Source organism: Microbacterium sp. UBA3394, from assembly GCF_002358725.1.
Classification (GTDB): domain Bacteria; phylum Actinomycetota; class Actinomycetes; order Actinomycetales; family Microbacteriaceae; genus Microbacterium; species Microbacterium luteum.
The window spans coordinates 1-3,001 of sequence record NZ_DEPK01000242.1 but is presented as its reverse complement, the minus strand read 5'-3'; the positions used below and the strand labels follow the sequence as shown (position 1 = coordinate 3,001).

Below are 3,001 nucleotides of genomic sequence, written 5' to 3'. Positions count from 1 at the left end.
CCCTCGACCGGATACGGGCCGGGACGCAGCGTGAAGTCGTTCACGCGGTAGAAGTCGCCGTGGAAGTCGACGTTCTCCTCCGTCCAGAGTGCGCGCAGCACCTCGATGAACTCGGCGGAGCGGCGATAGCGCTCGTCGTGTTCCAGCCACGGGAGTCCGAGCTTCGTGTACTCGTCCTTGAACCAGCCGCTGACGACGTTCACCGCGGCGCGGCCGTGGGAGAACTGGTCAGCGGTCAGGATGTACTTCGCCAGCACCGCCGGCTCCCACAGGCCCGGGTGCACGGCCGCAATGACCTTGAGACGCTCGGTCGCGAGCAGCAGCGCAAGACTGATCGAGGTCGACTCGTGCTGCTGAGCTGCGCCGTAGCTCGACAGGTAACGCACCTGGCTGAGGGCGTACTCGAACCCGACGCGCTCCGCCGTCTGGGCGAGTCGCACGTTGTACTCGTAGTCCCACGACGTGCGCTGCTCGATGTTCGAGACGACCAGTCCCCCGCTGACATTGGGGACCCAGTACGCGAACCGAAGCGGCTCATGGAGGAGAGAAGGAGAATCGGTCATGACGACACGATCCGCCGACCCGGGGTGCGGGTCAATCGATGTGTCGGTGTGTGTCTTCACGTGACGTCATGCGAAGACACACACCGAAACGTCAGATTCCGTCGACGTCATCCCGGGTGGTCGAGCGACGCGTGACGCGCTCTCCGCTCGCGGGATCCGTCTCGGTGCGCGTGACCGTGTCACTGCGACGACGGCGCGCGACGAGCATGAGACCGATGATGAACACGAGGAAGCCCGCCCCCATCAGGATGTAGCCGATGAGGTCGAGGTTCACCCACTCCACGTCCACGTTCACCGCGAACGCGAGGATGGCACCGATCACGAAGAGGGCGATTCCGCCTCCGATACTCATAGCGAGGTCCTTTCCGCCGATGTGCGAGGGTCATCGACTTCTCAGCCACTGATCCTTCCGAACCGGCTGCATCTCGCGCGCGGGCTTGACAACAGGCGTCGGTCTACGGTTCTGCGGTCGCAGACGGCGAGATCGTGATGAATGACGGATGCTTCGCCGCCCGGCCGTCACCGGACGAGGTCCCCGTCAGACGCCGGCGAACCCACGGCCCCAGGTGGTCGCGGGTGTATCTGCCGGCTCCCAGTCTTGGCACCTCGAGGGGCGGCATCGACCACCACTCCCCCGGCGCCTCGACACCCAGCGCATGCAGCACTCGCGCTGCGACCCGATGATGCCCGCGGGCGTTCATGTGAAGTCGATCCTGAGCCCAATAGCCCGGTGTCGAGAGCTCGCGATCCGGCCAGTTGAGCGCGCGCACCACGTCGTTCCGGCCTTCGACCCGCGCCACCACCTGTCGCGAGAGGGCATCGCCACGCGACTGAATGAGGCGCGACAGCGGAAGCTGCGCGGAAGGATTCGCGCCGGACAGGAGGATGAGCGTCACGCCCTCCTCGTCACACCGCTGAAGGACGCGGCCGAAAGCATCGACGACACGCGACAGCGGGATGCGCGGGCGCAGCATGTCGTTGCCGCCGCCGTTGAACGACACGTGGGTCGGTCTGAGTGCGAGCGCGCGCTCCAGCTGTTCATCGACGATCGGCCAGATGAGTTTGCCGCGGATGGCGAGGTTGGCGTACTCGATGGGCCGGCCCGTCCCGTCCGCCCATCCTTTCGCGACGAGATCGGCCCATCCGCGGACCGAACCGTCCGGAAGCTCGTCGCCCACACCCTCGGTGAACGAGTCGCCGATCGCGACGTACCTCACCGAGTCGCCCCTGGTGTCATCCCTCATCCAACGCCACCCCGCGGCGATCCACGAGACCCCAGGTGCCCACCGCGGCGACGGCGAAGAAGGCACCGAAGACCGTGAACAGCACCGGAGCGCCTCCGATGCCGAGCAGAAGGGGTACCGACAGCGGGGCGACGATCGATGCGATCCGCCCGGCGCCCGCCGCCCAGCCGGCGCCCGTGGCCCGCAGCGACGTCGGATACATCTCGGGTGTCACCGCATAGAGCGCGCCCCACGCCCCGAGGTTGAAGAACGACAGCGCCATCCCGGTGAGGAGGATCATCGCCTCGGTCGACGCGGTGCCGAACAGCAGCGCGGCGACGGCGCTTCCGATGAGGAAGACCGACAGTGTCGCGCGCCGCCCCCAGACCTCGATGAGCCACGCCGCCACGGCGTATCCCGGAAGCTGGGCGAGGGTGATCCACAGCGTGTACTCGAAGGAGCGCACCAGGTCGAAACCCTGGGCGACCAGAAGCGTCGGGATCCAGATGAACGCGCCGTAGTAGGAGAAGTTCACGCAGAACCACACCAGCCACAGCGCGCTGGTGCGCACCCGAAGATCGGGCTGCCACAGGGCGCGCACAGAAGCCTTGGGCGGGGTGGTCGCCTGCGGTGCCGGTGAGACCGATGGCGCCGGCCGCCGGTGCGCCGGTGGGCGCGTCGAGGCCGCTTCGAACGTCGCGACGATCTCGTCCGCCTCCTGGTGACGACCGCGGCGCTCCAGCCAGCGCGCTGATTCCGGCAGTCCCCAACGCACGACGAGGGCGTAGGCGGCGGGGATCGCACCGAGAGCGAAGGCCCAGCGCCACCCGTCGTCGGAGAGCGGGATGACGAGGTACCCGATGAGGGCCGCAGCGGTCCAGCCGAGGGCCCAGAAGGCCTCGAGGATCACGATGACGCGGCCGCGGATGCGCGCGGGAGCGAACTCGCTCACATACGTCGAGGCCACGGGCAGCTCGGCGCCGAGCCCGAGCCCGACGAGGAAACGCAGGACGAGGAGGGCCGCGAGTCCGCCGACGAGGGCGCTGGCCCCGGTCGCGAGCCCGTACACCAGCAGGGTCAGGGCGAATACCTGGCGACGGCCGATACGATCGGCCAGGAGCCCGCCGATGCTCGCACCGATCGCCATGCCGATGAATCCGATCGACGCGATCCAGGCGGTCTCCCCCGGCACGAGGTCCCACTGCTGGGCGAGCG

General features: G+C 68.0%; 4 protein-coding genes. All 4 read right to left on the bottom strand.

Translation table 11 applies throughout. From position 1 onward, the window contains the following. The coding region (locus B4E30_RS14560; RefSeq protein WP_286795838.1) for an LLM class flavin-dependent oxidoreductase at positions 1–563 on the bottom strand (563 nt) is incomplete at its 3' end. A gap of 91 nt (positions 564–654) precedes the next feature. Further along, a complete protein-coding gene (locus tag B4E30_RS14555) occupies positions 655–915 on the bottom strand; it encodes a DUF6458 family protein (RefSeq protein ID WP_286795836.1) in 261 nt (86 codons plus the stop codon). A 103-nt stretch (positions 916–1,018) separates the two neighbouring features. Further along, positions 1,019–1,807: an SGNH/GDSL hydrolase family protein gene (locus B4E30_RS14550; protein ID WP_286795835.1), complete on the bottom strand. Its 789-nt coding sequence runs from the start codon at positions 1,805–1,807 to the stop codon at positions 1,019–1,021. Further along, positions 1,797–3,001 (bottom strand): MFS transporter (locus B4E30_RS14545; protein WP_286795833.1); only part of this gene is annotated, 1,205 nt, incomplete at its 5' end. The genes B4E30_RS14545 and B4E30_RS14550, both read right to left, overlap by 11 nt.

Bases quoted from the DNA above. Each gene is read 5' to 3' on its own strand.
- B4E30_RS14555 (WP_286795836.1), bottom strand. From the start codon at position 915: ATGAGTATCGGAGGCGGAATCGCCCTCTTCGTGATCGGTGCCATCCTC.
- B4E30_RS14550 (WP_286795835.1), bottom strand. From the start codon at position 1,807: ATGAGGGATGACACCAGGGGCGACTCGGTGAGGTACGTCGCGATCGGC.